The sequence below is a fragment of the Methanosarcina acetivorans C2A genome (assembly GCF_000007345.1).
GTDB lineage: Archaea > Halobacteriota > Methanosarcinia > Methanosarcinales > Methanosarcinaceae > Methanosarcina > Methanosarcina acetivorans.
This window is the reverse complement of sequence record NC_003552.1, coordinates 4,980,055-5,001,689: the sequence shown is the minus strand read 5'-3', so window position 1 is coordinate 5,001,689 and position 21,635 is coordinate 4,980,055. Positions and strand designations below refer to the sequence as shown.

Here is a 21,635-nt window from a genome sequence, read left to right as displayed (position 1 = left end):
GAAGTTATGGTTCCGTGTCGAAGTTTTGGTTCCATCAAGAAGGTTTGGTCTTCCACCCTTGTATGGTTGATATTGTGAGGAAAAAGAGAACGAAAATCTCTTACCTTTTCAACTATATTTGTTATTCGGTGTGAGTATTCTTTCAAATATTCCAAGATAAATATAATATCTAAAAAATAAAGTTTTGTGTATTAATGTGGATATTTAACTTTAAACAATCCCTCAGGACGAACTATTATATAGCCTAAGGGATAATATTGTTCTGTTTATGCCTGCAGAACTTCTTTCTGCATGGGCTCTGTCTTGCCGGATTTGTCACTCAAGGGGATTTGAGAGGGGCAGATGGGGGAGACAGGATCACTTAAAAAATGTTCTGAATTTCTGCCGCAAATCGGCTTTTGGGGGCACACAGGTCATGCCTGTAAGGGGCTGACAGAGGGGAACGGATGTTTTCCATTAAGGCTCTCAAATAAGAACCCGGATGCTGAATAGGGGCTGCCTGAGCTTCCGGGCAGGGGTATGGGCGGCATAACAGAGTAAAAGGAGTGGTAAAAGATGTTATTCATGGACGTTAGTACCTGGGACCCTTCGAATCGCGACAAGATCCTTGAACACTTCAAGAAACTGGAAATTCCAGATGGAATCGATATTATCAACCAGTGGGTTGACCTTTCCGGAAACCGCTATTATATCCTTTACGAAGCAGAAAGTGCTGAGGCTTACGGAGCCTTCAACCTGCCCTGGTCCGACATCTGCGTGATTGACAGTGTCCCGGTGATGGAAGCTTCTGAATTTATGCAGCTTCTGCCCAAGTACAAAAAGTAAGTTGAAAAGACCGGAATTCAGTTTGACCGACTTCAGTTTACCTAAAAGAATTCGGTGAGCCGGTTGATGATGGCTCACTGAAGATCTTTATTTCCTATTTTCAAACACGACTCCTCCAATAATTAGCTGGCTTTTTAACAGTTAACTTTACATCTGCCTTAACCTTCAGATTTTTCTACATCCAGATTTTAGCACCCAGGCTTTAACATTCAGATTTTTAGCATTATGGTTTTTGTTTCCAGATATTCGGAGAGGGATTCGGGTCCGTTTTCTCTTCCGAACCCACTTTCCTTAACTCCTCCGAAAGGAACTTCGGGGGCTACCTTCAGGTGTTGATTGATCCATATGATCCCTGCATTCAACTGTTCACATCCTTTCCGTGCCCTGTCTATATTTTTTGTCCAGATGGATGCCCCAAGCCCGTAACAGGTGCTGTTTGCTCCCACTATTGCCTCATCAAGGTTTTTTACAGTTACCACGGGGAGCAAAGGTCCAAAAACCTCTTCTTTCAAAAGCCTGGAGTCTCCGGGTACATCTGAAACAAGAGTGGGTTCAAAGAAGTACCCTTTCTCGGAATCTTTGAACTCAGGTACTTTCCCTCCGGTAATTATCCTGCCTGCATCTTTTTCCTCAATTTCGGCCGCAAGCTCTTTTATGTATTCCCACTGGGTGCGGTTGTTAAGCGGGCCCATACTGATATTTTTGTCCATCCCGTTTCCGAGCCTTAAGCTCTTTATTCCCGTTTCAAGTTTTTTTATGAACTCTTCGGCTACGGATTCGAAAACATACAGCCTCTTGACAGCAGTACAGGTCTGGCCGCAGTTATAAAACCTCCCTCTCAGGGCTCCGGCAGCAGCACTTTCAAGGTCAGCATCGTCACACACAAGCATAGGGTCACTTCCTCCCAGCTCCAGGGTAATCCTTTTCATCCCGCAGGCTGCAAGTTCAGCTACCCTTTTTCCGGTTCTGGCTTCTCCAGTAAAAGAAATTTTTCTTACCTCAGGACTGCGAACAAGGCTTTCCCCTACGGTCTCCCCAGGTCCTGTTACCACATTCAGCACACCTGCCGGCAGTCCGGCTTCCACAAAGATAGAAGCAAGAGTCAGGTTTGTAAGAGGGGTGTTACTTGCCGGCTTCAGTACCAGAGTATTTCCGGAAATCAAAACAGGGGCAATTTTCCAGCCCATAATCAGGGCAGGCATGTTCCAGGGAATTATGGCTGCACAGACCCCAAGAGGTTTTTTTACGGTAAATGCATACCCATTTCCCGGAACCGGAATGAAGTCACCTCGCTGGCTACCTGAAAGCCCGCAGTAATACTCAAGAACATGGGCAAAACCTTCGATTTCATTTCGGGCTTCTACAATAGGCTTTCCCTGTTCCTGTGTCAGCAGGGAAGCAAGCTCGTCTTTCCTCTGTCGGACAATTTCCGCAGCCCTGTAAAGCACTTCTCCTCTCTGCTGTGGAGATGCGGAAGCCCAGCCTGTGAAAGCGGACGAAGCAGCTTCGACCGCAACAGCCACGTCTTCTTCTGTACCCCGGGGGACCTGCTCGATAAGTTCTCCTGTTGCAGGGTTTTTAATCCCGAAGACCTCTCCTCCACATGCTTCTACAGCTTTTCCGTTGATCTGCATTTTCATAGCTACCACTATTTACAAAGCCCTATTTTAAGCTAACAAAGTGTTTTACAATTTTAGATTTAACGGTTTTAAAGATAAGTGCAACAGTATAGTGAGTAAAAAAATAACTTCCTTTTCGACAGGCATATAAGTATATTTACAAATTACATGGTTAACAGGATACAATGTACCAATAAGGATATAATGTGCCAATAAGGATACAATGTACCAATAAGGATATAATGTGCCAATAAGGATACAATGTACCAATAAGGATATAATGTGCCAATAAGGATACAATGTACCAATAAGGATACAATGTATCAGCAAGAATATAATGTACCATAAGGATGCAAGGTACCAATACAAAATCACTGGAAGAAGCAGAAAAATATTTGTATGGTTCCGATTTTAAAAGTCTCAGGGGGTTTAGAGACTTAAAATCTCTGATAAGGCTGGCCTCTGGATATAGGATTTGGACTCCAGATGTGCTTTTATCTGTAGATTAAGATATTTCAGGAATGTTATTTCGCAGGATCTAAGTAAGAAGTTTGCTTTGCAAACCGTATGTTTTCGGCAGCTAAACGAATGAATTTCACAGGCAGGTACAGAAAAAGTGTCAGATTACCTTCAAGTAATTTTATGGTTTTTTCTTATAGAGCTCCTGGGCTTGCTTTCTATTCCACTTGCTGAAAATGCCGGGAACAGACTGGCTGACGGAGGTATTTCGGCAGCAAAAACTCTGGGAATTCTGCTTGTAGCTTATTTTTCCTGGATATTTTCTTACATCTGGGGCTTTAACCGTGTTACAATTCTGATCTCTGTTCTTGTTCTTTGCCTACTGTCAATTGGCCTTTATCGGAAAAAGAGAATTTTCCCCGAGAGAAAGATTCTGCTAGTCAATGAACTCGTGTTCCTCACAGCGTTCTTTTTTTTCTTAATTATACGCGTTCATCTCCCGGAAATATATATGCATGAGAAATTTATGGATTCTGCCTTTTTAAATGCGGTAATAAGGACTTCCTCTTTTCCTCCTGCCGATCCCTGGTTTGCAGGCGGGTCTCTGGATTTTTACTATTATTTTGGGTACCTTTCCGTGGGTGTTCCGGGAGTACTCTGTGCTGTCAAACCTTCCATCCTTTTTAACCTGGCAGTTGCCCTTACTTTTGCTCTTTCCTTCAACCTCTTTTTTGGCATTGGGTATAACCTTACTCATGGGAAAATCCGATATGGGCTCCTTACGGCAGGGTTCGGGATGCTGCTTGGAAATTTGCAGGGACTTTTTGAATTCGTATCCATGTATGTCCTCAAGGAGCAGGTTTCAAGTATGTACTACTGGAGCAGTTCAAGGGTTATTCCTTTTACGATAAACGAGTTTCCATATTTCACTTTCATACATGGAGACCTGCACTCTCATATGCTTGCAATCCCGTTTCAGTTACTTGTGCTGGGGTTTCTCCTGAATATATATTTCAGGAAAAATGAACACTCAATTTTTGAAAATAGCCTGTCTTTTTTTACATTTTCAATAGCCCTGGGTTTTCTGTTCCCATCCAATTCCTGGGACTTTCCTGTGTATTTCGGCCTGACCCTTTTTGTTATCTTCGCATTCTATTACGGGCATTATATTCAAAAGAAAAATACTTCCTATTCCATTTCAGGTTTTTTCAGCACATTCATTCTTGTTTCGGTCTTCAGCTTCTTGCCGTACCTGCCTTTTTACCTTTCCTTCAGTCCTCAGGCAGCAGAGGGCTTCGATTTCGTTTTGCCGGAATCAAGGACAACGATTGATAAATTCCTTATCCTTTTCGGACTTTTCCTGTTTTTGGCTTTCTCTTTTCTTGTAATCCGTCTTGACTCTGGAAGAAAAATCGGATTTTTCATCCTTTTGATCGGAGGCTCAATCCTGCTTTCTATGGCATGGGCTATTCCCCTGCTTGCAGTCCTTCTGCCCTTGCTCACCCTTTCTCTGTTTATATTCCTGAAGGATCTTCCGGAAAGAAGTGCAACAGGTTTTGTATCTCTGCTAATCGCGACAGCCGCCTTCCTTGGTCTTCTCTGCGAAGTTGTTTTCCTTGACGACCCGATCTCAGGTGAATTTGCCCGCATGAACACGGTTTTCAAGTTCTATATTCATTTATGGATTTTCCTTGCTATTGCAGCCTCCTATTCTTATTATGCACTTCGTTCCTTTTCCTGGGGAGAGTCCGGGAATAGAGGGCTTTTGAAGGGGGCTTATGTAAAAAGAACGTGGGCAGCTGTACTTGTGCTGCTGGTTATTTCCTGTTCTTTTTTTCCTGTAGTCTCAACCTGTACAAGAATAAAAGAGATGAATGCCGAGCCTTCCCTTGATGGAATGGAATACATGAAGGAGCTGGACATGGGAGATTACAATGCCATAAATTGGATGCAGGAAAATATTACAGGATCTCCGGTAATTCTCGAAGCTGCTGCAGATGATGGTGGTTATGGTTATACGTCCAGGGTTTCTGCAAATACCGGGCTCCCTACAGTCATCGGGTGGGCAAGGCACGAAAGGTTCTGGGGAAGAGACCACAGAGAAGTGAAACAGAGGATAAAAGATGTCCGTTCTATTTATTCAACTGGCAATGAAAAGAAAGCTCTGGAGCTTATGGATAAATATAACGTAAGCTATGTGTATATCGGTAATCTTGAACGGCAGACGTATTCCGTAAAACTGGATAAATTCGAGGATGAAACCTGTTTTGAACCGGTTTACATGGGTACAGTCACAATATATAAATTAAAAGAGATATGTAAAAGATAAAATTCAAAAAAGAAGGTACGTAAAAGGTAAATTCAAGAAATGTACGTAAAGGGTAAATTCAAGAAATGTACGTAAAAAGGATATTATAATTATCTGTTTTCAGAGAAAACTGGCTAAGGAAAATAATCACGGTTTAGGTCCATTATCTAATTTATTTAATTATCTAAACATTGTTTCATAAATACTTTTCATAAATACGCTTCAAAACGGATTTTGCAAATTCATTACAAATACGGGATTTATTCGAGTATATGGAATTTGATGTAAAATCGAAGTCAACATAAAAGCCCGATTATTATCACAAACACTCAGAGGTTGTTCGTATAACCAGCGTCTCAGTAGTTCTACCCGCTTACAATGAAGCCGCCAGAATAGAAAATACGGTCTCGATAACAGCAGAGACTCTTTCAAAGATAACCGACTCTTTTGAGATCATCATAGCAGAGGATGGGAGCACGGACGGTACGGACCGGATAGCTTCCCGGCTTTCGGAACAGTACTCTTATGTCAAACACCTTCATTCCGATGAACGGCAGGGCAGGGGAAGAGCCCTGAACAGGGCTTTTAAGGCTGCCTCAGGAGAGGTACTCTGTTACATTGATGTGGATCTTGCAACAGATATGAGCTATCTGGAAAAACTGATCCGAGCTGTAAGTACGGAAGGCTATGACTTTGCCACCGGTTCGAGGATAATGCCCGAAAGTGATGCAAAAAGACCTTTCAAGCGGGAGTTTGCTAGCAGAGGGTACAACTCCCTCGTGCGGCTTTTTTTGCACTCAAAACTCTATGACCACCAGTGCGGATTTAAGGCTTTCAGAAGAGACGCCCTCTTTGAACTGCTCGACGAAATCGATAACCAGCACTGGTTCTGGGACACCGAACTCCTGGTCAGGGCTCAGTACCGGGGATACAGGGTTCTGGAGTTCCCCGTCTACTGGAGACACGGTGGGTCAAGCAAGGTCAATTTCGTAAAGGATATTCTTGGAATGGGGTCTGAGGTTTTCCGCCTCTGGTGGGAACTCTTTTTTCCGGGGCTTTTTTCTGGGAAAGGAAAGCTTTTTTTGGCAGCTTCTCTTGCCCTTCTGATCCTCGCCCTTGTTGCAACCTTTCTCGGGGCTTCCGATGTTCTGGATAATATAAAGCAGGTGTCTCTGAGCACCCTGGTTCTTGCTTCCCTTGTTTATTGCATTTCCTGGCCTCTCCGGGGGATTCGTTTCCAGCAGATCCTTAACAGGCTTGGAAACCACTACGGGCTTGGCTTTCTTACGGGAAGCATTTTCATCAGTCAGTCTGCAAATGTGATCCTTCCTGCCCGAATAGGAGACCTGAGCAGGATGTATATCCTGAAAAAGAGTAAGGACCTTGCCTTTACGACGAGTCTTTCCTCTCTGACCGTAGAAAGGGTCTTTGACATAATTGCAATTACCTCTATTGCCGCACTTGCCTCTTCAGGGGTAGCTTCCAGATTTGAACTTGCCGCCTGGATGGAGTCCCTTATCAGATTTTCAGGGTTTGCCATCCTCATTTTCTTTGTGGGTCTCTTTTCCTTGTCTTTCAGGGAAGGTCGCATAGCAAAGAGAGGAGGGAAAAAGGTTTCTGCAATTTCTTCTGGCGAACCTCTCCATAAAATAAAAGAGTTTATATCCGCTTTCATCCATCAGATGAGCATTGTTGCCGTCCGTCCCGGTGCCTTTCTTGCAGTGGTTGCTTCTTCCCTTTTTATATGGGGAATGGATATCTTTACCTGCTATCTGGTCCTGAAAGCCTTTCCGACAGCCGGGGTAGATATGTCTTCAGGATTCACGATCTCCCTTATCTTTCTGGCAGTAGCCCTCGGAAATATTGCAAAAACTTTTCCTGTTACTCCCGGGGCTATAGGGACGTATGAGGTAGCCCTTACCGCAGTTTTCGGGCTTGGAGGGATTAGACCGGAACTCGGGTTTACGGTCGCTGTGCTTGACCACATAATAAAGAACTCGGTAACATTGCTTGGAGGTGGAATTGCTCTTTCCGGGCTCGGCCTCCGGTGGAGAGAGGTCCTTTCAACGAGTCCCGATACACTGAAAGGAATGTGAAACCTTGAAGAAAAACCGGTAAAAAAGCGGTCGGTAATGTTCTTCCGGATCGGAATATCAGGAAAAGTAAACTTCTGTTTGGAAAGGCAACAATAAACGTGGGCAACAATAAACGTGGGCAACAACAAATATAAGGTAATTTAAAAATGAAAAGAAGTTACTTTAAGTTGGGAGAAATTACTGTAATTCCAGTGAAAGGAATAAACATAATTTTCATTTGAAAAAACAACTGGCAGCCTTAATCCTGGAATTGAACCAATGGCCGCATTTTTGCTTTAATAATTGGTTAAGTGCAAAAGTCTGAGTGGAAAAAATGTCCGAGAAAAAAATAATAGAAGTTCGGGATGCTTATTCTCTTCCTGAAGATGTACTCGAAACTGTTCACAAAGCCCTGCATGAAGATGTTGAAGAGATTGTCGGCTTATTCAAGGTTCTTGCAGATCCGACCCGTCTGAGAATTCTCAAAGCCCTCGAAGTCCAGAGCCTCTGCGTCTGCGTGCTTGTTGAAGCTACGGACCAGAAGCACTCTGCACTTTCTTATCACCTCAAACTCTTAAAGGAAGCAGGGCTCGTGGATTCGAGGAGAGAACGCAGTTTCCAGATCTACGACCTTACGGAGTTCGGAAACCTGCTCTTGAAGTACATCGAAAAGCACTTTGAAAAAAATTAAATTAAGAGATTGAGGGATTTTTTGCTGTTTAATAAGCTGGCACCCTTCAATACTCTCGAGTAATCACGCCTGTACGTGGATTCGCACGCCGGCAGGTAAAATTAGATTTTTTCGTTTGAAGCTACCGTGGTAAGTTTTGAGAATTTAACTCCCTTAAGGGCCATTATAGCTTCAGCGAGCTCTTTAATTTCTTCGCCGTCTCCATCCAGAACGATTACTTCAAAACAGTTGTCGTGGTCGAGGTGGATGTGTACGGAAGACTTTATCAGGTGAGAGTAGTGGTGCTGGATATCGGCAAGGGCGTTTGATAGTCCGCGTTTTGTGTGGTCGTATATGACAGCAACCGTCCCTACACGATGACCTTTTATGTCACCCATCCACTCATAGTAAGAAATATAACTCCTGATGGCGTCTCTTATGCCTTCCGAACGGGAAGAGTATCCTCTTTTTTCGATAATCTCATCAAATTTGCTAAGAAGGGTGTCTGGAAGGGAGACCCCTATCCTCATAAGTTCTGTTTCCATCGTATCACCAGGTAATTTGCAATTTATCCGAATGATAATACATTAAGTTAATGTAAGTATTACTATATATGTTTTATTCACTTGATCATTAATATAAAAGAGTAGTGCTCATATGTTATTTCGCTCCGCAGTATATTAATGTTTGGGAACTATAAAACTTAGAATATATGAAATGGGGGGGGCGTCCATATATTAATAAAAGAGACAAAAATAAATAAAAAATAAAAACAAAAGGAAAAGAATTCGCAAAAAATAAATACACAATACAATTTAAATAAAATAGGTAAGTCTGGGGAGAATGGATAAAATGTAAATCCTTTTTTCCTCTGTCCACCTTTCCCGATTATCGCCTGTCCACAAGCCTCTTTGGCCTTCCCTTGATTTTATACAACTCAAGCTCTCCCGGTCCCGTAAAGTTGAAAAGGATCTTGAAAGTGCCGTCTTCATAAGCCCTGGCAAGGGGAGGTTTGTACCTAAAAAATGAGTGGAGGAAGTTTTCCTTCACAATAGTACGGTCACAGGTCTCGGGGTTTTCGCATTCCAGACTTACCCTGAGTGCGTTTTCTCCTTCATCTTCTCCCCCGTAGAGAAAAGCTTCATACTCTCCTGTCAGGTAGTCCATGTTTCCACTCTGGAAGACGCCCCTTTCCACATCAACGCGGTTAAAAGGAGTTCCTTCAACCCAGGAGGTTTCTGCCTCTCGCTGGGGAGTGAGGATTTTCATGTGGGTCCTGCCACAGGAGCACGTTTTGCGCGTAAGGACGACAGTCGTGTCATCGGTATCGTAGTTTAAGAGCAGGTTCCCTGCCTTTGCCCCGACAGGCAAGAGAGTGCTCAGGATAACCCTTCCACAGTCTCCATCAGGTACGAAATTCTCCAGGCGCGGGTCGTAAACATCAAGATGGACAAAGTCCTCGGGAACATGCAGCCCCGTAATTTCGCTACATTCTCCGCACATAGTCCCTTCCGTGCTCCCGTAGGTATTATACACAGGGCAGCCCCAGATTTCCGAGAGATGGTTCCTTGACTCCTCAGCAAAGGCTTCGCCTCCGACGACCAGTTTGTTTACGCCTGACTGCTCTGGATCGATACCTTCAGCCTGCATTCTGCGGGCAAGGTTCAGGAGCTTGAATACACTGCCCACTATGCCTGTGGGCCTGTAGGCTTCAATAACACGCAGGGGGAAAGTGCACTTGCCCTCAGGGATAATGCTCATTCCAAGCTGCCTGGCAGCAAGGGTCATGGTGTTTGCCCCCACATTCATGCCGTAGGAGGCACAGACAACAACCCTGTCTCCGGGCCCGAAGCCCTGGGACCTGAAAATCCGGGCATATTTTTCTGCGTAGCGCTCCCAGTCCTCCCAGGTAAGGAAAAAGCTCTTTGGGGTTCCGCTCGTGCCGCTGGTCTCGTGAATGGTGAAAACATCTTCCCAGCCCACGCTCCTGAACATGAAATCCTTCCTCTCAGGAGGCTGGTTTTCCCGGATAGTTTTTCCGGAGATAATTGGAAGTTCAAGGAGGTCCTCATGGGCTTTGATATCTCCAGGGTTTACCCTGTGTTTTTCAAACCATTTCCTGTAAAAAGGAGAATTTTCTGCCGCATATTTTACCGTATACCGCACCCTTTCCTCTATGAGAGCATCTAGTTCTCCCCGGTACATGGTCTCGATTTCCGGATTAAAGTAAGATTTTGAGTTTTCCAATTTAAAACACCCCGGCTGCAACCCTTAACCATACAAAAAGTTATATACTGTATAAATCCCTGCTATTTCTGGTTTCAAATATGAATTTGGGCTTCAATTATGAAACAGTTTTGGGCAGGCATACAGCCGTGAGCAGGTCTTGAGCTTCGCTTCGGGAAAGTCCGTGGAAGCTTCTACTCATCCGGAAAGAAAAAAAGAAGAATTCACGTTTTTTAATCTATCAGGCTTCAAATGGTACAAGATACGCCATCGTCTCTTTTTTGGCCTTTTACCAGCTCACAATGTCTCAGGAGAGCAAACTGGTTTTCGGCTTCGCGGGAGGATATCTCGAATTTTTTGGCAATTTCTTCCTTTTTTACTCCTCCCCTGGAGACGATGAATTCATAAATGGCTTTTTGCAGTTCAGTCAGGCCTTCAGTCCCCTCAAGTCCGGCTTCTTCCCTGAAAATCTTTTTCGAACGGACAGCCCAGGGGTCACATGCCTGGATTTTATGGCGGCTCTCTATATAACAGTCCTCACAAAGGACCTTGCCATTTTCTTCGTAAATGTCTTCTCCTTCCAGTTTACATCCGCAGACCGAACACTCGGTTTTTTCTTCCGTAATCTTTTATCACTCTGAAGTTTAAATATCCATTTCATCCAGAATTTTGAGGACAACCAGTGATCCGTAAGCTACTGAAGGCCCTCCCCCCATCACTATTGCAGTGCTGACAGCCTCCAGAATCTCTTCCCGGGTCGCTCCAAGGTTTACGGCTTCGGGAACATGCTTCCAGAGGCAGGGCTCACAGCGCAGGGCAACTGCAATCCCTACCATCATCAGCTCTTTTGTCCGGGCACTTAAAGCTCCGTCTTTGACGACTTCGGAATGAAGCCCCATCATAGTTTTCATCACACCCGGGAGTTCCCCGGCCATTTCTTTCATCCTTTCGTTCATCTCGGTAATATCCATCAACCTCTCACCTCAGAATGCTTCAGAGTACATATCTAAACTCTATCTTAAATTTAAGAGTCAAAAGGCACCATATACGAGTCAAAAGGCACCATATACATTTCTTCTCTCATTTTTCTCTACTTCAAAAGTTCGCAGTGCCGCAGTATTGCAAGCTGGTTCCTGGTCTCCTGCAGAGTGAGCTTGAAAAGCTTCGAGATCTTTTCGGGGGTTGCTCCTCCTTTCTCCAGGATAAAGCCATAGATCTCTTTTTGCAGTTCGGTCAGGCCGTCGGTCCCTTCAAACCCGTGCTGTTTTCTGAAGAGTTTTTTAGAACGCACTGCCACAGGGTCTGCAAACTTTATTTTCTGGTGTCCTTCCAGGTAACAGTCCTCACATACCGTTTTTCCGTTCTCTTTGACGTATTCGCTTCCCGGTATTTCCTTTCCGCACCCCAGACATGTTACAAAATAAGCTACTGACTCGTCAATTTCTCTGTTCCCGGCTTTATTCATCTTTATATGGCCATGGAATTCCAAATAACCCACAATTTCGTAAACTGTTGACCTTGAGGTCCCATATTCGGCTTTTACTTTCTTTATAACGTCTCGAATATGAAATCTCTCGTCTATATGGGCTTCTTTTCTGCATTCAAGAATCCATAATTCTTCTTCATCCAACACAAGAGTCATTGACATTGAAGTCCCTTAGATTCTTATCCGGTCCAGAGTAATATTTTGAATATACACCGTTTTGATGCCTTACTTTTCCACTCTTTTACTCTTCTTCCATAGCTCATTAACAGCTTTTCTAATTAGATCCGTTTTGTCTCTCTATATTTCTACTCTAATTATATTAAAAGATATCGATAATTATATATATTATATCTCGAAAAATCCGCTGTTTGATAAATATTAAAAAAGTCCCAAATAAAGTTGAGATGTCCCTCGAAGAAGTCCAAAATTTACGGGTTTTATATAGATGGCTTGTTTGTTTTCTGAAGCTTACGTTCAAACCCGGCATTCGCACCCTCTTTCTTTGAGGATCCGGACCTGTTTTTCATAGGAATCAACAAATTCATCCTGCACGGCTTTTCCTGTAGCAAGGGCAGGGTCAAGAGGAGTATGGTGATTATATCCTCTTCTTCCCATTTCTTCCACAAGAGCCTCATGCCTCAGGTAGAGGGCCTTTAACTTTCCTTTCCAACGCAGTGTTTCTGGATGGTGGGCATAAGCTTTCTTGTCATTGGTAATTATGGACCACAGGGCGTGCAATTCGCGGTGTTCTCCGAGAAGGTGCTGCCTGCACATATTTTCAGGAGAGATGTCCCAGATTCTCATATGATGAACTTGAACGCATTTCAGAAAGGTCTTTCGGCAGGAAATTTTAATTTTTTTAAGCTTGAACTTATTAGGCCTAAGCGACTGTTTCTTATGCTAGATTCTGATACCTATTTACTTGCAGCAGGCAAAATCTGGTCTATGAAACGGTGGATATTGAGATATTCTGCCCTATTATTTGTTCTAGTGGCACTAATATGTTTTTTTCTGATACCTGTGTTTGCTCATGTTCCTACCTTTGGAGAGGGAGGCAAAAGCCCTGAAACCGCAACTCGAATCGAAAACCCTGCCAAGTCCAGAGTCCTTTACGGGCAGCTTTCAGAAGGAAACCTTCAGTACTACAGTTTTGAGGTAGAAGAAGGAGAAAGGATAGTAATTGGACTGATTGTCCCTGCTGTGGAGGAAAGCCGGACTTTTACTCCGGTTCTGATCTTTATGGGTCCCGGGCTTGCGGAGGAAGGAGAAGTACCGGAGACCTTAGAATTGCCTGAAGGATACGGGGGGAAGGTCTTTTCGGGAGAGATGCCTGAAAGCGCAACATACGAAGGTTTTACTCCAGCTGCCTTCTACTCCCTTGCCCGGGCAGACCTTCAGGCCCCGGAAAGCGGCACATACTATGTAGCAGTGAGTTCCATCAAGGAGGGAAGCAATTATGGGGTTATTCTGGGATACAAAGAACATTTTTCCCTTCTCGAGTGGTTGTTAATTCCTCTAACCCAGATCAAGACTTACCTCTGGGAAGGACAGAGCCTGCCTTTTATTTTCTTTCCACTGGGATTAACGCTTGCGGCAGGGATTCTGGTAATTTTACTTAAAAAAGAAGCTGCAGCCGGGTTTAATCCGGCACGTTGGGCAGGAATATTTGCAGGACTTTTCTTTCTGGGCACAGGCTTATCCTTCATATTCCAGATGTTTTTTTCACTGAGCAGGAGCTCGTATTCTCCCGAAGTAATCATTACGGTCTTTCTGGCTCTTGCCAGTATTTGGCTTGGGCTTACAGCCCTTATTCTTAGTCTGAAAGATGAAAAGTACGGTATAAAGTCGACCCGAAAACAGTTTTACTTTTTCGGGCTTGGGCTTGCAGGGCTTTTACTCTGGGCCGGCTGGTTTATAGGGCCTGTTCTGGCGTTTGAAGCGGCAGTTCTGCCCTGGAGGAGAAAAAGCTGAAATGAGGGCAGAGGCAACAAAAGCTATAATATAACCAAAGTACGAATAATAATACGTAGAAAATATAACCTGTGGATCAGATTAGGTTCCATAATTTTTAAAAATTTATTCAGTAACCGCATATAAGCGGCACCGGCTTATCAGGGGGAAAAAATATGGCAAAAACATCACTGGAATCAGGGCAACCTGCACCTGATTTTTGCCTTCCGGATCAGGAAGGGAATCGGACCTGTCTTGAAAAACTCAGAGGTAAATGGGTAGTCCTGTACTTTTATCCTAGGGACAACACTCCGGGCTGCAGTCTGGAAGCCAAAAATTTCAGCTGCCTGAAAAAAGATTTCGAAGCTGAAAATGCGGTTATTCTGGGGGTCAGCAGGGATAGTGAGGAATCTCACAGGAAATTTATAGAAAAAAAAGAACTCAAAATAAAACTGCTTTCTGACGAACATGCGGAAGTCCACGGAAAATATGATGTCCTGCACCCCAAACACTTCAGGGGCAAGGATGTTATAAGCGCTGTTCGGACAACTTTCCTTATCAACCCCGAAGGGATAATTTTAAAGGTCTGGGACAATGTTAAAGCCTCAGGACATGCCGAAAAGGTGCTTTCTGAACTACAAAAATTAAAAGAGACATGAAATAGGAATAAGTTATAAAGTAAATATCAGTAAAATTACATGCATCAAAAAAGTAAATATCAGTAAAATTACATGCATCAAAATTTGTTAATACGTGGTAAAAACCTGAGATTTAGTTCTAATCGAAAAATTAGATTAAAAATAAAGATAAAAGAAATAAGAATAGAATTTTTAAGAAGAAAAAATAACATTATCTTACTTTTATATCATCCAGCCTTTTAAAATAATTATAGCTGGTTAGGGCCCTTTCACAGTATTATACTGGAAAGGAGCTTTTCCAATCTTTTTTACTTAGTGACGTACTGCGGTCTCATGAGTCTGATACGTTTCGGCTCTTACAGTGAAATAGATCATATAAAGCGCTGCAAGCCCAACAAGTATGTAGATAATTCTCGAAAGAGTACTTCCTACCCCGAAAATAGCATCTACAAGGTTATATTCAAAGAGTCCTACAAGCCCCCAGTTTAATCCGCCCACTATAACAAGTATAAGGGCGATCAAGTCTACTGGATTCCTTACTGCCATAAGTATCACTCCCCTTTTACTTTATTTCCTGTTATTCCACGATGGGAAAAATATAAAAATCCCAATATTAAAATTGGATGTACCTGTATTTATATGTGACTAATTTTAAAATTGGAGCCTTTTAGAGAAGAAAATAAAAAATAAAATCATAATAGTTATTTTGGAACAGGGATTTTTTTATTTTTAGGGCCCTTTTCTAACCGGATATTATAAAAAGCAGCTTTGGATTTTAAATACTTTGTTAAAAAATAATTAATTATATGCCTGTCCTCTCGTCGAATCTGGTGGGCGGTTTTTTCACCTCCCGCCCAGGGTAAATAATCTTTCATGAAAGAATAATCCCTTCACGAAAGCCTACGGGCGAGTGTCAGAGAGCATCAAACACACCGGATACTAAATATATAGAAATTACATAAAAAATTAAGTTTACAAATACTTTACCAGCTTTATAGTCAGAATTTGCTTGATATTCATTTTCATATAGCTCAACGTATAATCTGTAAGCTATTGACTTTCGATTCCAGTTATCAATTAACACACAAAATGCTCCTACTAACATAATAAGAAAACTAGCTTTTGTTGCTAAATTAACAACCGCTGGATAACTCTTTATTATTAAGAAAGGAAGTATAATGCCGTCAAGACCTATGAAATACTTATAGTAATTATCCAAGGAAAAGTAATTCTGATTCATTATTGTACACCGTATAAAATCCTTTGATAAAATAAAAACATTAAGATAAATATTAATTTAATGCTTTTATGCGAATTCTGTTTACCCGCTGATTGTTAGGTTTAAAGGGCAGTCTCTGTAAAGAAATAGGTTTGTTTTAAGTCATATTTCCGGTAGCATGTGAAGCAGTTCTATTATCTGAGACAAACCCTAATTTAAACCTTAATAAGCCTGCATACATATCGATAAAAGTCAAAATTTTGGTATACAATATATACGAAAAAATGGTAGAATTCATCTGGATAAAATTGAGGGTTTCTACAGAGCTGAATATTTTGCAATATATAATTTGACGTTGAATTTCCTTTTGCAGCCCTCGTAACTCATATATCGGATTTTTCCTGTTACTTCTCTTTCCCTCCAGGCCCGGTCATGAAGGCCTCCGATACTCCAGGCAATTCCGGCATAACCATTGGGATCCCTTCCGTCCAGCTCATATCTGTCGTTCAGGCAGATTGCAACTTCAAGGGCTTTTTCGGGAGATTCGCTCCATTCAAGAATCTTTTTTGCCCAGTACATCCGCATATAGCTGTGCATCTTCCCGGTACGGAGCAATTCAATCTGGCTTGCATTCCAGAGGGGATCATGCGTCTTTCCGGCCTCGAATTCCTCAAATGTATAAATATACTTTCTCCGATCATTCCGGTGTGCATTCAGGGACTTCTTTGCCCAGTCGGGAAAACTCTCAAAGCTGTCATACCCAGGGTTGTAATAACAGAAGTTGTCTGCAATCTCCTTCCATACAAGGATCTCGTCCAGGAAAGCTTTCTTTGATTCGGGGTCACTTTTTGCTTTTTCCACCTCAAGCACGACCCTCTGCGCCGAGATCTGCCCAAAATGAAGGTAAGGGGAGAGGTTTGAGAGTGCATTCTTTGTCGGGTCGTTCCGTAACGTGTTATAAGAATCAAGCCTCGCTGCAAGAAAACTCTCCATTTCCTTCCTTGCAGCTTTTTCTCCGGGTTCGAAATGCTCGGGCTCAAAGAGCAAATCCTTATTTTCGTCGGAGATTTCCTCCGGAAACAGGGCCTTGATTTCGGTTTCTCGTGTCCTGAATAAAATTCCCGGCATACCGGTGCCTGATCGAATTTTCAAAGATTCGGAGTTCGGCTCAAGTTCCGGAAATTCTTCAAGAAACTCGGAGAGGTGTCCATAGAGTTTCGGGCGAAAAGTATGTGCAGCATACTCCTGTTTTGGAGAAGCTTCCCAGCAGGGCACTACATTGTGGGCATCAACCTCAAAAAACGGAATTTCTATTGCAGAAATAATTTTTCCTACCCATTCAGCCTTTATGCGAAGAGGGCTGAAATCAGTAATAAGAGTCCCTACCTCATACTCTTTCACAAATTCAGGAATTTTTTGTCCCGGGTCTCCTCGCAAAAAGTAGAAGGGAATCTTTTTCCGGGAAAGGGCTTCCTCAAGTTCCTGCAGCCCTTTGAGCATGAATTCATAATGTCTTCTCCCAGCTCCCAGAAACCCTTCAATCAGACAAAAAACCACAACAACAGGGACGTTCGCCTCCTGTGCTATTACCTGCGCAAAGAGCAGGGCCCAGTTGTCCTCAACCCTCTGGTCGCGGCTCATCCAGTAAGCAACAGACCCGTCCCCTGATTTCCCTGGTTTTAGAGTCCGGATGCGTTTAGGGTTCATAAGCAGTTTTGGAGTTCCGGGATATATAGAACTAACATTAGAATAATGAAAATGGAAATTATGCCCGGAAAGAGGTTCTGTTTTGTTATAAGTAGACAGCGCCTCAATGAGTGAAACAACTCAATAAGTTTAAAACTGTCTTGTTGTGACTAAAATTCAGTTCCAAAAAGATTGAAAATCAGATTCAAATAGATTAAAACTCAAAGACCTGCCCGTCATACCCCAGGGGCAAAAACATCGATTCGATGTGGTGCGGGCGGAAGAGGTGACTGAGGTGGGTCAAGACTACTTTTTTTGCGTCGAGCTTTTGAGCAAGAGCCATAGCCTCTTCCGAATTCATATGCTTTTTAATATGGATGTGCGGAGGAACTATTGCATCTGCGATAAGAAGATCCGGGTCTTTCATCAATTCCAGGCTTTTTTCAGGAATATCCGGGTTCGTATCCCCGGTGATCACAACCTTTGTACCCCCCTCACGGATAACAACGCCGGCAGGGTTTTCTACCGGAGGGTGGGAAACCTTAAAAAGAGTGAACTCAAGGCCGATTAAGTCGAATGGCTCATAGAGTTTTACATAGTGGTACCTGGGTTTCAGGAAAGAAACATACCGATCTATGTAGTCCAGGGTTTCTTGAATTCCATAGACGTCAACTTTATTCTGAACCCTATAAAACTCCCCGAAGCCTGCGTAGTGGTCGTAATGCCCATGTGTCCAGATCACCCCGTCTATACCCGAAAGTCTTTGCCTGAGGAACTGCTGCCTGAGGTCCGGACTGGTATCAATGAGAATTTTGCCCTGATCGGATTCCACGAGGATCGAAAAACGAAGACGCTGGCTCTTTCCGCCTTTACGGGCGTCTGCACATGCCGGGCAGTTGCAGCCAATTTTCGGAGTCCCAACAGCGTCCCCGGTCCCGAGCAGCGTTAGCCTCATGAAGAATTCTTCCCTCTGTATTCGTCGGATTTGAGGTCTGCTCTTTCATCAAAAGACTTTACGGCTTCCAGCAGGTCCTGCTGGGTGAGTATCTTGCGTTCTTCCAGAAGAGCGCTCAGGACAGCTTCCCTGATAACCATGCGCAGGTCGGAACCCGAATAACCTTCTGTCAATTCCGCAATCTCTTTCGTATCAAGGTCTCCCTCTATATGTCGGGTCACAATGTCCAGGATATTTTTACGCATCTCAAGGTCAGGCAGGGGGAAATGAACAATTTCGTCAAAACGCCTCCATGCCGCACTGTCAAGCATCCTGGGGTGGTTTGTTGCAGCAATCAGAAGGACTCCGTGCTCTACAAGGCTGATTTCGTCTATAGCTTTCAGGAGCGTATTGACCGCCCTCTTGATTGCGGCGTTTTCGTCTGAAGTCCTGGCTTTTGCAACAAAGTCCAGTTCATCTATGAAAAGAATACAGGGATTCAGTTTTTTGGCAAGCAGGAAAACCCGGTCTATGTTTTTTGCGGTCTCGCCGAGGTACTGGTCCGTAATCATTGAGAGCTTGACCTCTACAAAGGGTATGGAGAGCTGTTCGGAAAGGGCACGGGCAACTGAGGTTTTTCCGGTGCCCGGAGGTCCTACAAACAGGAGTTTTCCTATATCGTGCAACCCGATTTCCCACAGGTATTCCCTGTGCTGGATGGCTTTCATTATTTTTTCAATTTCGTCCTGCTGCTCTTCGGTGAGCACAAGGTCCCTGACTTTCTGTTTGACATCTTCAGGAGCGATAATGACAACGAGCTTGAGCATTTCTTCGCTCTTGTCCTCTTTCCTGATTTCAGCTATCAGGGATTCTATCCATTCCCTGTCGACTTCCTTCGGCCTGATCTTCGCTTTTGCGGCTGCATAGTTTGCAGCCTCAACCTTTCTGATTTCTCCGAAATAATAAGCAAGGACAGGATTGTTTTCAATTCTCTCCTGGTAGCCTTCCTGTTTTTCAAACCATTCTGCAGCAAGTTCAAATGCACTCAGACGAAGTTCAAAGTGAGCCCTATCAATGGTTATGAAAGGTACATTCCTTACACTTTTTTCGATATCTTTAATCCCATACAGTTTTTCGAGCCTGACAAATGAAGCTATTATGGGTTTGGGAACCGTTTTTTCTGTGCTGCTCCAGTAACTTTTCCGAATGTTCTTGGGAAGGTCGTTCACGTCCAGTTCTGGATAGCGGTTATAGATCTCTGCGGTCAAAAGCAGCTCTACTATGTCTAGTATAATCCCTGACATGTTTTTTTACCCGTTACGTATTGAGATGGACCCATTAGTATGTGGTGGGTGGTCAAGTCCTGTAATTTCCTTAATTCTTTGTTTAAGTTGCTAAAAATATTAATTGATTTTCTTCAAAGATATAATTTACGAAGCAGGCGACAGATCTTGTTGAGGGACAGAACGCCGACAGGAGGTGATAACTTTATCTATTAGAAAGGCTTTATCATTTACTCCGTCTCTTCATGAAATCGAGAGTATAATTTCAGAATACATCTCTACAAATCTGCAAGCATCTCGAGTTTCAGGGAGTATCTTCGGGAAGTGATTCGATCATTCCCATAAAGCAATCCAGTTCCGGTACATATTCCATATCCGCTTCTGAAATGCCAAGGCGTTATTAGAGAACTCATATATTAAATTTACTATTGTTCCGGGATAATATTTCCGGAAAATCTCTCTATCTAAGGAAATCCAGAATTATCCCTAGAGAGGACTACTGCATGAAAAGAGAACAGCTCTATTCAGGGAAAGCAAAGACCATCTATGCTACAGATAATCCCGACACCTTAATCGCCGAATTCCGAAACAGTCTGACCGCGTTCAACGGGGAGAAGAAAGGCGAGATGGAAAAGAAGGGTTACTACAATGCCCAGATCTCGAAAAAGATATTTGAGATGCTGGAAGCCAGCGGGATAAAAACACATTTTGTCAGCATGCTTTCTGACATTGAAATGCTTGTAAAGAAAGTTGAAATCATAAAGATCGAGGTCATCGTCAGAAACATTGCCGCGGGCTCCATTACAAAAAAATACCCGATGAAAGAAGGTACTATTTTCGAGTCCCCGGTTCTCGTCTTCGATTTCAAAAGCGATGAGTACGGAGACCCCATGCTGAATGACGACATCGCGGTTGCGCTTGGTATTGCAACCCGCGAAGAACTTGCTACCCTTCGGAAACTTGCGCTCAGGATCAACGAGCTGCTTGTGCCCTACCTTGATGAAAAAGGAATCCTGCTTCCCGACTTCAAGCTTGAGTTCGGAAGAAGGGACGGGGAAATAATCCTTTCCGATGAGATTTCCTGTGACACCTGCCGCTTCTGGGACAAGAAAACCGGGCAGTCCATGGATAAGGACGTCTTCAGGTTTGATAAGGGTGACATTTCCAAAGCTTATGAAGAAGTTGCCCGGCGCATCGTGCCCGAGATCTTTGAATAATATATGATCAAATATTGAGCTTGATCAGGTCTATTATGGAAGCTTGAACAGCCTGATTAAGGCTTTTAATACTTTTTTACTAATTTCAGCATAAAAGTGTTCTAAAGCACTTTCATTTTTTCTGCTTTTTGTTCAAAGAATTTCATGTTCGCTTTTAGTAATCAGGCGCTGTAGAATATCTATTTAAGCCAGCTTCAAGAGGCTGAAATTAAATAAGAGCCTATTCGAAAAGTCCTGCTGCTCTGAAAGTTATCCATGCGCATGCTAAATGTAGCATTGCGAGATAATTCTCAATCTTCTTTTCCCATTTAATTAGCATCCTTCTGAATCTATTCAGCCAAGAATGTGTCCTTTCCACAACCCACCTTCTTGCCCTGTAACCTGGTATATCTATTCTTATGTTTTCTTCTCCACGTTTCCTGATATGGGCAGTATATCCGTAATCATCAACCAATTGTCTGATATCAGGAAAATCATATCCTTTATCCATGCGGATATTCTGAGTTACTTTATGCGAAGGTCTTTCAATAATAATGGCATCAATCGTTCCTTTCACAAGCATTTTATCGTGACGATTGGCTCCATCCACGACAACAGAAAGCGGTATGCCTTTACCGTCTGTTAACAGACTTCTTTTTGTACCTATTTTGCCACGATCAGTAGGATTTGCTCCTGTTCCAGCTCCACCTAATGGTGCTTTTGTCATAGCTCCATCAATAGCTTGCCACTCCCACTCTAGCCCTTCTTCATCATCATAATCCATCAGACCTAATTGCCATATTTTCTCAAATAAGCCTGATCTTTGCCATTCCTGAAATCGATCATGGACAGTACCTGGCACTCCATAAAATCTTGGCAACGCTTTCCATTGGCAACCTGTACGAAGGAGGTAAAAAATGCCATTCATTATTTTCCGATCATCCTCTCGCGGTCTTCCAGCCTTCTTTTTAGGTTTGGGCAATGGCAGCAAAGCTTTTATTTTAGTCCACAATTCATAAGAGATCTCGTAGTCGTGTCCCGTTTTTCGTTCTGTCACTACA

At 43.1% G+C, this 21,635-nt stretch carries 20 protein-coding genes; 7 read left to right on the top strand and 13 right to left on the bottom strand.

The genetic code is table 11. The annotated features are described in order from the left end of the window. Nucleotides 1-555: 555 nt before the first annotated feature. Nucleotides 556-825 carry a DUF3303 domain-containing protein gene (locus MA_RS21290; RefSeq protein ID WP_048065897.1) on the top strand — a complete coding sequence of 90 codons (270 nt, stop codon included), beginning with the start codon at nucleotides 556-558 and terminating at the stop codon, nucleotides 823-825. 209 nt (nucleotides 826-1,034) lie between these two features. Here MA_RS21290 and MA_RS21285 read toward each other — a convergent pair whose 3' ends face one another. Next, nucleotides 1,035-2,465, bottom strand: a complete 1,431-nt coding sequence (locus tag MA_RS21285) for an aldehyde dehydrogenase family protein (RefSeq protein WP_193589538.1) — start codon at nucleotides 2,463-2,465, stop codon at nucleotides 1,035-1,037. Nucleotides 2,466-3,060: 595 nt separating this feature from the next. Between MA_RS21285 and MA_RS21280 the strand changes: the two genes are divergently transcribed. The 3 genes from MA_RS21280 (at nucleotide 3,061) to MA_RS21270 (ending at nucleotide 7,977) form a co-directional block, all read left to right on the top strand. After that, complete coding sequence (locus MA_RS21280; RefSeq protein ID WP_048065896.1) at nucleotides 3,061-5,232, top strand: DUF2298 domain-containing protein; 2,172 nt, start codon at nucleotides 3,061-3,063, stop codon at nucleotides 5,230-5,232. A gap of 323 nt (nucleotides 5,233-5,555) precedes the next feature. After that, nucleotides 5,556-7,307: a flippase-like domain-containing protein gene (locus tag MA_RS21275; protein WP_048065895.1), complete on the top strand. Its 1,752-nt coding sequence runs from the start codon at nucleotides 5,556-5,558 to the stop codon at nucleotides 7,305-7,307. A 313-nt stretch (nucleotides 7,308-7,620) separates the two neighbouring features. Further along, entirely contained in the window at nucleotides 7,621-7,977 is a 357-nt protein-coding gene (locus MA_RS21270; RefSeq protein WP_048065894.1) for an ArsR/SmtB family transcription factor, read from the top strand. 101 nt (nucleotides 7,978-8,078) lie between these two features. On the opposite strand, the gene nikR is transcribed toward MA_RS21270, so the two are convergent. The 5 genes from nikR to MA_RS21240 form a co-directional block, all read right to left on the bottom strand. Continuing rightward, nucleotides 8,079-8,501, bottom strand: a complete 423-nt coding sequence (nikR, locus tag MA_RS21265) for a nickel-responsive transcriptional regulator NikR (protein ID WP_011023967.1) — start codon at nucleotides 8,499-8,501, stop codon at nucleotides 8,079-8,081. Between the two features lie 343 nt (nucleotides 8,502-8,844). Continuing rightward, nucleotides 8,845-10,203: a coenzyme F390 synthetase gene (gene ftsA / locus MA_RS21260; RefSeq protein ID WP_083755965.1), complete on the bottom strand. Its 1,359-nt coding sequence runs from the start codon at nucleotides 10,201-10,203 to the stop codon at nucleotides 8,845-8,847. Between the two features lie 623 nt (nucleotides 10,204-10,826). After that, complete coding sequence (locus tag MA_RS21250) at nucleotides 10,827-11,153, bottom strand: carboxymuconolactone decarboxylase family protein (RefSeq protein WP_226990680.1); 327 nt, start codon at nucleotides 11,151-11,153, stop codon at nucleotides 10,827-10,829. Between the two features lie 119 nt (nucleotides 11,154-11,272). Further along, a complete protein-coding gene (locus MA_RS21245; protein WP_048066566.1) occupies nucleotides 11,273-11,824 on the bottom strand; it encodes a hypothetical protein in 552 nt (183 codons plus the stop codon). A gap of 318 nt (nucleotides 11,825-12,142) precedes the next feature. Continuing rightward, on the bottom strand, nucleotides 12,143-12,472 hold the full coding sequence (locus MA_RS21240) for a pyrimidine dimer DNA glycosylase/endonuclease V (protein WP_048065892.1): 330 nt from the start codon (nucleotides 12,470-12,472) through the stop codon (nucleotides 12,143-12,145). 216 nt (nucleotides 12,473-12,688) lie between these two features. Between MA_RS21240 and MA_RS21235 the strand changes: the two genes are divergently transcribed. Together MA_RS21235 and MA_RS21230 are read left to right on the top strand one after the other, a co-directional pair. Then, on the top strand, nucleotides 12,689-13,639 hold the full coding sequence (locus MA_RS21235) for a hypothetical protein (RefSeq protein ID WP_226990679.1): 951 nt from the start codon (nucleotides 12,689-12,691) through the stop codon (nucleotides 13,637-13,639). A 155-nt stretch (nucleotides 13,640-13,794) separates the two neighbouring features. Beyond that, nucleotides 13,795-14,277: a peroxiredoxin gene (locus MA_RS21230; protein WP_011023960.1), complete on the top strand. Its 483-nt coding sequence runs from the start codon at nucleotides 13,795-13,797 to the stop codon at nucleotides 14,275-14,277. A gap of 291 nt (nucleotides 14,278-14,568) precedes the next feature. Here the strand turns inward: MA_RS21230 and MA_RS21225 are convergent, their stop codons facing one another. The 6 genes from MA_RS21225 to MA_RS21205 form a co-directional block, all read right to left on the bottom strand. After that, nucleotides 14,569-14,802, bottom strand: a complete 234-nt coding sequence (locus tag MA_RS21225; protein ID WP_048065891.1) for a DUF378 domain-containing protein — start codon at nucleotides 14,800-14,802, stop codon at nucleotides 14,569-14,571. Between the two features lie 155 nt (nucleotides 14,803-14,957). Then, nucleotides 14,958-15,131, bottom strand: a complete 174-nt coding sequence (locus MA_RS27625; RefSeq protein WP_157860369.1) for a hypothetical protein — start codon at nucleotides 15,129-15,131, stop codon at nucleotides 14,958-14,960. A gap of 38 nt (nucleotides 15,132-15,169) precedes the next feature. Continuing rightward, nucleotides 15,170-15,496: a hypothetical protein gene (locus MA_RS21220; RefSeq protein WP_048065890.1), complete on the bottom strand. Its 327-nt coding sequence runs from the start codon at nucleotides 15,494-15,496 to the stop codon at nucleotides 15,170-15,172. A gap of 297 nt (nucleotides 15,497-15,793) precedes the next feature. Further along, nucleotides 15,794-17,182, bottom strand: a complete 1,389-nt coding sequence (locus tag MA_RS21215; RefSeq protein WP_011023958.1) for a deoxyribodipyrimidine photo-lyase — start codon at nucleotides 17,180-17,182, stop codon at nucleotides 15,794-15,796. A 193-nt stretch (nucleotides 17,183-17,375) separates the two neighbouring features. Then, the gene (locus tag MA_RS21210) at nucleotides 17,376-18,116 is read right to left on the bottom strand and encodes an MBL fold metallo-hydrolase (protein ID WP_011023957.1); all 741 of its coding nucleotides are present in this window, start codon (nucleotides 18,114-18,116) and stop codon (nucleotides 17,376-17,378) included. Beyond that, nucleotides 18,113-19,399: an ATP-binding protein gene (locus tag MA_RS21205; RefSeq protein WP_011023956.1), complete on the bottom strand. Its 1,287-nt coding sequence runs from the start codon at nucleotides 19,397-19,399 to the stop codon at nucleotides 18,113-18,115. The genes MA_RS21210 and MA_RS21205 overlap by 4 nt, the downstream gene beginning before the upstream one ends. Before the next feature lie 482 nt (nucleotides 19,400-19,881). Between MA_RS21205 and purC the strand changes: the two genes are divergently transcribed. Beyond that, the gene (gene purC / locus MA_RS21200; protein WP_048065889.1) at nucleotides 19,882-20,595 is read left to right on the top strand and encodes a phosphoribosylaminoimidazolesuccinocarboxamide synthase; all 714 of its coding nucleotides are present in this window, start codon (nucleotides 19,882-19,884) and stop codon (nucleotides 20,593-20,595) included. 220 nt (nucleotides 20,596-20,815) lie between these two features. On the opposite strand, the gene MA_RS21195 is transcribed toward purC, so the two are convergent. After that, nucleotides 20,816-21,631, bottom strand: a complete 816-nt coding sequence (locus MA_RS21195) for an IS5 family transposase (protein ID WP_011023954.1) — start codon at nucleotides 21,629-21,631, stop codon at nucleotides 20,816-20,818. Nucleotides 21,632-21,635: the final 4 nt, after the last annotated feature.

What these genes read in the sequence shown, in the direction of transcription:
- MA_RS21290 (WP_048065897.1), top strand. Translation starts at nt 556, where the DNA reads ATGTTATTCATGGACGTTAGTACCTGGGACCCTTCGAATCGCGACAAG.
- MA_RS21250 (WP_226990680.1), bottom strand. Translation starts at nt 11,153, where the DNA reads ATGGATATTACCGAGATGAACGAAAGGATGAAAGAAATGGCCGGGGAA.
- MA_RS21210 (WP_011023957.1), bottom strand. Translation starts at nt 18,116, where the DNA reads ATGAGGCTAACGCTGCTCGGGACCGGGGACGCTGTTGGGACTCCGAAA.
- MA_RS21225 (WP_048065891.1), bottom strand. Translation starts at nt 14,802, where the DNA reads ATGGCAGTAAGGAATCCAGTAGACTTGATCGCCCTTATACTTGTTATA.
- nikR (WP_011023967.1), bottom strand. Translation starts at nt 8,501, where the DNA reads ATGGAAACAGAACTTATGAGGATAGGGGTCTCCCTTCCAGACACCCTT.
- MA_RS21205 (WP_011023956.1), bottom strand. Translation starts at nt 19,399, where the DNA reads ATGTCAGGGATTATACTAGACATAGTAGAGCTGCTTTTGACCGCAGAG.
- MA_RS21270 (WP_048065894.1), top strand. Translation starts at nt 7,621, where the DNA reads ATGTCCGAGAAAAAAATAATAGAAGTTCGGGATGCTTATTCTCTTCCT.
- MA_RS21240 (WP_048065892.1), bottom strand. Translation starts at nt 12,472, where the DNA reads ATGAGAATCTGGGACATCTCTCCTGAAAATATGTGCAGGCAGCACCTT.
- purC (WP_048065889.1), top strand. Translation starts at nt 19,882, where the DNA reads ATGAAAAGAGAACAGCTCTATTCAGGGAAAGCAAAGACCATCTATGCT.
- MA_RS21215 (WP_011023958.1), bottom strand. Translation starts at nt 17,182, where the DNA reads ATGAACCCTAAACGCATCCGGACTCTAAAACCAGGGAAATCAGGGGAC.
- MA_RS21285 (WP_193589538.1), bottom strand. Translation starts at nt 2,465, where the DNA reads ATGAAAATGCAGATCAACGGAAAAGCTGTAGAAGCATGTGGAGGAGAG.
- MA_RS21230 (WP_011023960.1), top strand. Translation starts at nt 13,795, where the DNA reads ATGGCAAAAACATCACTGGAATCAGGGCAACCTGCACCTGATTTTTGC.
- MA_RS27625 (WP_157860369.1), bottom strand. Translation starts at nt 15,131, where the DNA reads ATGAAAGATTATTTACCCTGGGCGGGAGGTGAAAAAACCGCCCACCAG.
- MA_RS21245 (WP_048066566.1), bottom strand. Translation starts at nt 11,824, where the DNA reads ATGACTCTTGTGTTGGATGAAGAAGAATTATGGATTCTTGAATGCAGA.
- MA_RS21220 (WP_048065890.1), bottom strand. Translation starts at nt 15,496, where the DNA reads ATGAATCAGAATTACTTTTCCTTGGATAATTACTATAAGTATTTCATA.